Origin of the sequence: Aestuariivirga sp. (genome assembly GCF_020252405.1) — a bacterium.
Classification (GTDB): Bacteria; Pseudomonadota; Alphaproteobacteria; order Rhizobiales; family Aestuariivirgaceae; genus Aestuariivirga.
Genome location: NZ_JADCDA010000043.1, coordinates 1 through 6,371, shown reverse-complemented (window position 1 = coordinate 6,371; position 6,371 = coordinate 1). Strand labels below are relative to the sequence as shown.

Below are 6,371 nucleotides of genomic sequence, written 5' to 3'. Positions count from 1 at the left end.
CGATCTTGATAACTTGCCCCATCGATCTGCCTTCGTTCTCTTCCTTCATGGCCTCTTTCCTTCTTCAATGTGAAAGATGCCGCCGTCTTTGAAAAGTGCGAAAGATTGTGTACGTTATCGACAGGCCAATGCGCTTTGTGATGATGCGCGCCGGATCGAGCCTGCCGCCGGCGATCATGCCGAGAAGCGCCGAAAAGCGCGGGGCGGCGATGCCGCGCGTGCCGAGGATCGAGATCTGCCGGGCATAGACGGTTTCGAGCAGCGGCATGGGCGGGCTCGCATGCCGGCCCAGGGGCTGGCCGATCTGCACATGGCGGCCGAGCTTGCGCAAGCTCCGCACCGAGTTGTGGATGGTGGCGGTGATGCCGAGGCCGTCAATCGAGACATGCGCCCCGCCGCCGGTCACCTCGCGCACCGCCAGCGCCGTGTCCGCGAGCCGCGAGGGATTCAGGGTGACGTTGGCGCCCAGCGACCTGGCCATGCCGAGGGCCTGCTCGTTGATGTCGATGGCCACGATCTGCGCGCCCAGCGCCGCGCCGATCATGACCGCGGACAAGCCCACGCCGCCGCAGCCATGGATTGCCAGACACTCGCCGGGCTTGAGATCGGCGCGGTCGACAAGGCCGCGGAAGGTGGTGGTCAGGCGGCAGCCCATGGCGGCGGCCTCGGCGAAGCCCAGCTCATCAGGCAGCCTGACGAGGTTGAAATCGGCGCGCGGCACGGCGAGCCGCTCCGCAAAGGCGCCCCAGCCGGAAAAGCCCACCACATGCTGGTGGTTGCACACGGTGGCCTCCCCTGCCCGGCAGTCCGGGCAATCGCCGCAGGCGAGGATGAAGGGGGCGGTGACGCGGTCGCCGGCCTTGACGGCCCGCACGTCCGGGCCCACGGCCAGCACCACACCGGCGAATTCATGCCCCGGCACATGCGGCAGCCGCACGTCCGGGTCCACCCCGCTCCAGCCATGATGGTCCGACCGGCAGACGCCGCAAGCCTCGATCTTCAGAATCACACCATCCGGAGGGCAATCCGGGTCCGGCACGCTGCGGATCTCCAGAGGACCGCGATAGGCATCGAATATGGCTGCTCTCATGGCGGCGCCTCCCGGACACGCCCCATAGAGCATGATCCGCAAAACTGGAACCCGGTTTTGCAACAAGATCATGCTCAGGCTTATGATCTGGCGCATGTTCCGGCCAGGTGGTTCCGCCGGACCGGAACAAGCGCCAACCTCGGCCATTGCCGAACGCCATGCCAATCAGTTATAGTTCTGTTGCGCGCTGCACCCGTAGCTCAGCTGGATAGAGTGCTGCCCTCCGAAGGCAGAGGTCACAGGTTCGAATCCTGTCGGGTGCGCCAAACCCCTGCCAAGGGCATGTTCCGCAACGCTTGAGCAACCTGCGGCATGCCAGCCGGATGCCTTGCGGGCGTTCGTCGCGGGCTGAGGCGGGGGCTCACCAGACCGCTTCGGGCGGCTCCGCGGTCGAATTGCCCGCACCCAGAACCTGCTGGTCGAAGTCGATGATGGCGCCGGTCATGAGGCCGGATTCCCCGCTTGAGAGATAGGCGGTGGCGCGGGCGACTTCGGCTGGTTTCAGCAGCCGGCCGAAGGGCCGGGCGGCTTCGGCCCTGGCGAGCCAGTCTTGTGCCGCGTCATGATAGGTCTTCATGATGCGGTCTTCGCCCGGCGTGTCCATCCAGCCGATGTTGAGGCCGTTGACGCGGATTTTGTATTTCATCACCGAATAGGCGACGTTCCTCGTCAGTGTGGCGAGCGCGCCCTTGGTGGTGGAGTAGGCGGTGAGGAAATCCTGCCCGCCATGGCCCGACATGGAGAGGATGTTGACGATCGTGCCGCTTGTCTTCGTCTTCTTCATCAGATGCAGCGCGTCCTGCATGAGGAAGAAGGGGGCTTTGACATTGGCGTCGAAAAGCTCGTCGTAGCGGGCTTCCGTGGTGTCCCAGATGGTGCCGCGGTCGGTGAGGGCGGCGGCATTCACCAGCGCGTCGATCATGCCGAAGGAAGCCTCGCAGGCGGCCACGATCCTGCGCACGTCCGCGAGCTTCACGAGGTCGGCGGCGACGAAGACGGTCTCCACCTTCTTTGCTTCCAGCGCGGCTTTGACCCGCTGCCCGCGTTCGGCGTTGCGGCCGGTGATGACCATCCGGGCGACGCCGCGGTCCGCAAACAGGTGGGCGATGGCCTCGCCCAGCCCTTGCGTGGAGCCGGTGATGACGGCGGTCTTGCCGTCCATGGAAAGATTCTTGAGAGAGTCGACATTCATGCGGTTTGGCTCACTTTCACGGGCTTGCCGGACTGCCAGGATTCGGTTGCGGCATCGGCGAGTTTCTGGGCCTTCAGCCCATCGGCGCCCGACGGGGCGACGGGCTTGTTGCCGGTCACGGCGTCGATGAAGGTCAGGACCTCGTTGGCATAGGCCTGGCCGTAGCGCTCGGTGAAGAAGTTGAGGATCGGGTCTGCGTTGAAGCCGTCGGCGGTCGCCGCTTCCACCGTGGTGTTGTGGAGATTGCCGGCGCGCAGCATGCCCTTCGACCCGTGCACCTCGATCCGCTGGTCATAGCCATAAGACGCGCGGCGCGAATTGGTGATGACGGCGATCTTGCCCGACGCCGTCTGCATCTGCACCGCGGCGGTGTCGCAGTCGCCTTCATCGCCGATCGCCTTGTCGACGAGGGCTGCTCCCAGCGCGCTGACCGTGACGAACTCCTCGCCCACCAGAAAGCGCGCGAGGTCGAGGTCATGGATCATCATGTCGCGGAAAATGCCGCCGGAGCTTTTGACGTAAGACGCGGGCGGCGGCGCCGGATCGCGGCTGATGATGGTGGCCAGCTCGATATTGCCGATGACGCCCTGACGCAGGCGCTTTTCCAGCGCGGCGAAGTTGGGGTCGAAGCGGCGGTTGAAGCCGATCATCAGGGTGGTCTTGTTTTTCTCCACCGTCTTCAGGCACGCCTCGATGCGGGCCACCGAAAGGCTCACGGGCTTTTCGCACAGTATGGCCTTGCCGGCGTTGGAAGCCGCCTCGATCTGTTCGGCATGGAAGGGCGTGGGGGTGGCGATCAGGATCGCATCCACGTCCGTGGCCTTGATGACGTCCTCGACGCCCGCGACCCTGGCTCCCACCTCGGCCGCCAGCTCCTCCGCCGCTTTCGCCACCGTGTCGGCGAGATAGGCGACCTTCGCCTTGCCCGACGCCGCAATCGTTCTCGCATGCACCTTGCCGATGCGGCCTGCACCCAGAACTCCAAAACGTATCATTCAAGTCCTCCCGGGGAATAGTGTCATTTCAGTTGCGTCTGCTGCCCTCGCCGACGGTATTTGGAACAAACATTCTGAATTGACTTCATTGTGGAATTATTGTTTCGTATTGTCAAGCAAGCAGTCACGAATTCGGGGTGCGGCATGTCGAGGGGTTCGGCCACGGGCAAGCGGTTGGACGTCATCACCATCGGGCGGTGCTCGGTGGATCTTTATGGCCAGCAGATCGGCTCGCGCCTTGAGGACGTCGCCTCCTTCGCCAAGTCGGTGGGGGGCTGCCCCTCCAATATCGCCATCGGCGCCGCGCGCCTCGGCCTCAACTCCGGCCTGATCACCCGGGTGGGTGACGAGCAGATGGGGCGCTTCGTGAAGGAGCAGATGGCGCGCGAGGGCGTGGCGCTGGACGGGATCGTGACCGACCCCGACCGCCTCACCTCGCTGGTGCTGCTGTCGGTCGAGGACGACAAGACCTTCCCGCTGATCTTCTACCGCGACAATTGCGCCGACTCGGCCCTCTCCGAATCCGACATCGACGAGGATTTCGTGAAATCCTCCGCCTCCGTGCTGGTGACGGGCACGCATTTTGCCAGGCCCCACACCGATGCGGCACAGCGCAAGGCGATGCGCATCGCCAGGGCCCATGGCGCGAAGGTGATCCTCGACATCGACTACCGGCCCAACCTGTGGGGCCTCGCCGGCCTCGGTGCGGGCGAGGAGCGCTACATCAGGTCGGACAAGGTGTCCGGACACATGAAGTCGATCCTGCCGGATTGCGACCTGATCGTGGGCACCGAGGAAGAGGTGCATATCGCGGCGGGAACGGAAGACACGCTTGAGGCGCTGAGGACCATCCGCAAGCTGTCCGGGGCGGTGATCGTGCTGAAGCGCGGGCCGATGGGCTGCGTGGTCTATCCCGGCGCGATTCCCGATGCGCCCGACCAGGGGCTGGTGGGCAAGGGCTTCCCCATCGAGGTCTATAATGTGCTGGGCGCGGGCGACAGCTTCATGTCCGGCTTTCTGCGCGGCTGGCTGAGGGGCGAGGATCATGCGACGAGCGCCACCTGGGCCAATGCCTGCGGGGCGTTTGCGGTGTCGCGGCTTCTCTGTTCGCCCGAGATCCCCACATGGGAGGAGCTGCAGTTTTTCCTGACGCATGGCAGCGCGCACAAGGCGCTGCGCAAGGACGAGGCCATCAACCACGTGCACTGGGCGACGACAAGGCGCCAGCAGCCGGAAAAGCTGCTGGCCTTCGCCATCGACCACCGCATGCAGATGGAGAAGATGGCGGATGACGCGGGCGCGCCGCGCGCCCGCCTCAACGGCTTCAAGCGGCTGGCGGTCAAGGCCATTGGCCGCGTGGCGAAGGGCGAGCCCGGATATGGCACGCTGCTCGACGATGTCTATGGCCGCGAGGCGATGTTCGATGCGGCCAAACTGGGCCTGTGGGTGGGCCGCCCGCTGGAGCAGCCGGGCTCGCGGCCCTTGCGCTTCGAGTTCACGCAGGACGTGGGCGCGCGGCTGGTCGACTGGCCGGTGACGCATACGGTCAAGTGCCTCGCCTTCTATCACCCGGACGACCCGCGGGAGATGAAGGACGGGCAGGCGCAGAAGCTGCGCACATTGTATGAGGCGGCGCGCAAGGTGGGGCGCGAATTGCTGGTGGAGATCATTGCCGGCAAGAACGGGCTGATCGATGACACAACCGTCGCCCGGGCGATGACGGATCTCTATGCCCTCGGCATCAAGCCTGACTGGTGGAAGCTGGAACCGCAGGCCTCGGCCACGGCCTGGGAGAACATCGCGGCGGCGATCAGGGAGAATGACCCGTGGTGCCGCGGCGTTCTGCTGCTGGGGCTCGACGCGCCGGAGGAGGAGTTGGCCAGGGGTTTTGAGGCTGCCGCCGGACAGCCCATTGTCAAGGGCTTCGCCGTGGGCCGCACGATCTTCAGCAATGCGGCACAGAAATGGTTGCGCCGCGAGATGGATGACGAGCAGGCGGTGGCGGACATGGCGGCGCGGTTTCAGGCGCTTGCCGACATCTGGAACGGCGCGCGGCGCACGGCTTAGCAGTCTGCAATGCCGATGGACCTTGGCGGGAAAAGGCGTTACCTGACGTCCCGGTGCTGCCGTGAGCATTGGCGGCGCTCAGGGGAGGCGCGAATGCCGAAGCTCAAGATTCATCCCACGACGGACACTGGCCGCCTCGTTCACGTGACGCCCGGGAGCGCGGGATGGAAACATGTGGGTTTCGACATCTGGAAGCTGAGGCCGGGCGAAACCGCCGATGGCGGCGAGGAGGGGCGCGAGGTGTGCCTCGTCTTCATCGGCGGCAAGGGGCGTGTCTTCGTGGGCGCCAGGGATTACGGCGTGCTGGGCGACAGGAACTCGCCCTTCGAGGGAAAGCCGTGGTCGGTCTATATCCCCGCCGGCGAAGCGTGGAAGGTGACGGCGGAGAACGGCGTGACGCTTGCCGTCTGCACCGCGCCGGGCAAGGGCGGCAAATATCCGGCCCGCGTCATCCCGCCCGAGGGCCTGCACCAGGAAACGCGCGGCAGGGGATCGAACACGCGGCACGTCACCAACATCATTCCCGAATGGGACGCGGCCGAGGGGCTGCTCGTCGTCGAGGTCATCACGCCCGGCGGCTGCACCTCCAGCTATCCGCCGCACAAGCATGACGAGGATAATCTTCCGCATGAGTCGCTGCTCGAGGAAGTCTATTACCACCGCCTCAACCCGCCGCAGGGCTTCGCCTTCCAGCGCGTCTACACCGATGACCGTTCGCTCGACGAGGCCATGGCGGTGGAGGATGGCGACGTGACGCTGGTGCCCAGGGGCTATCATCCTTGCGCGACGACGCATGGATATGATTTATATTATCTCAACGTGATGGCGGGGCCGAAGCGGACGTGGAAGTTCCACAATGCGCCGGAACATGAGTGGCTGCTGAAGGCCTAGGAGCCTGTCTGGATAATCTGATTTTTGTTGCATTTGTGCAATGGGTTCAGCGGGATGTTCTGGCTCATGTTGCGGCCTTGGCCAGTTTGCAGAGGTTGTGGGCGGTGCAGATCAGGCTCCATTCGGCTCTGACGTT

The 6,371-nt window shown here is 64.9% G+C and carries 5 protein-coding genes and 1 tRNA gene; 3 read left to right on the top strand and 3 right to left on the bottom strand.

Annotated elements, in window-relative coordinates; all coding sequences use genetic code 11:
* Positions 1-64: 64 nt before the first annotated feature.
* The gene (locus IOC69_RS07795) at positions 65-1,090 is read right to left on the bottom strand and encodes a zinc-dependent alcohol dehydrogenase family protein (RefSeq protein ID WP_290542983.1); all 1,026 of its coding nucleotides are present in this window, start codon (positions 1,088-1,090) and stop codon (positions 65-67) included.
* A gap of 189 nt (positions 1,091-1,279) precedes the next feature.
* Between IOC69_RS07795 and IOC69_RS07790 the strand changes: the two genes are divergently transcribed.
* Positions 1,280-1,356, top strand: a tRNA-Arg gene (locus tag IOC69_RS07790).
* 95 nt (positions 1,357-1,451) lie between these two features.
* Here IOC69_RS07790 and IOC69_RS07785 read toward each other — a convergent pair.
* Together IOC69_RS07785 and iolG are read right to left on the bottom strand one after the other, a co-directional pair.
* Positions 1,452-2,282, bottom strand: a complete 831-nt coding sequence (locus IOC69_RS07785; RefSeq protein ID WP_290542982.1) for an SDR family oxidoreductase — start codon at positions 2,280-2,282, stop codon at positions 1,452-1,454.
* Positions 2,279-3,277, bottom strand: a complete 999-nt coding sequence (gene iolG / locus IOC69_RS07780; protein WP_290542981.1) for an inositol 2-dehydrogenase — start codon at positions 3,275-3,277, stop codon at positions 2,279-2,281. Before iolG ends, IOC69_RS07785 begins: the two co-directional genes overlap by 4 nt.
* A 144-nt stretch (positions 3,278-3,421) precedes the next feature.
* Between iolG and iolC the strand changes: the two genes are divergently transcribed.
* Both iolC and iolB read left to right on the top strand, forming a co-directional pair.
* The gene (iolC, locus tag IOC69_RS07775; protein ID WP_290542980.1) at positions 3,422-5,344 is read left to right on the top strand and encodes a 5-dehydro-2-deoxygluconokinase; all 1,923 of its coding nucleotides are present in this window, start codon (positions 3,422-3,424) and stop codon (positions 5,342-5,344) included.
* 93 nt (positions 5,345-5,437) lie between these two features.
* Positions 5,438-6,235 (top strand): 5-deoxy-glucuronate isomerase, encoded by a 798-nt coding sequence (iolB, locus tag IOC69_RS07770; RefSeq protein WP_290542979.1) that lies wholly within the window; start codon positions 5,438-5,440, stop codon positions 6,233-6,235.
* The last annotated feature ends 136 nt before the right edge of the window (positions 6,236-6,371 follow it).

Bases quoted from the DNA above. Each gene is read 5' to 3' on its own strand.
- IOC69_RS07795 (WP_290542983.1), bottom strand. From the start codon at position 1,090: ATGAGAGCAGCCATATTCGATGCCTATCGCGGTCCTCTGGAGATCCGC.
- IOC69_RS07785 (WP_290542982.1), bottom strand. From the start codon at position 2,282: ATGAATGTCGACTCTCTCAAGAATCTTTCCATGGACGGCAAGACCGCC.
- iolG (WP_290542981.1), bottom strand. From the start codon at position 3,277: ATGATACGTTTTGGAGTTCTGGGTGCAGGCCGCATCGGCAAGGTGCAT.
- iolC (WP_290542980.1), top strand. From the start codon at position 3,422: ATGTCGAGGGGTTCGGCCACGGGCAAGCGGTTGGACGTCATCACCATC.
- iolB (WP_290542979.1), top strand. From the start codon at position 5,438: ATGCCGAAGCTCAAGATTCATCCCACGACGGACACTGGCCGCCTCGTT.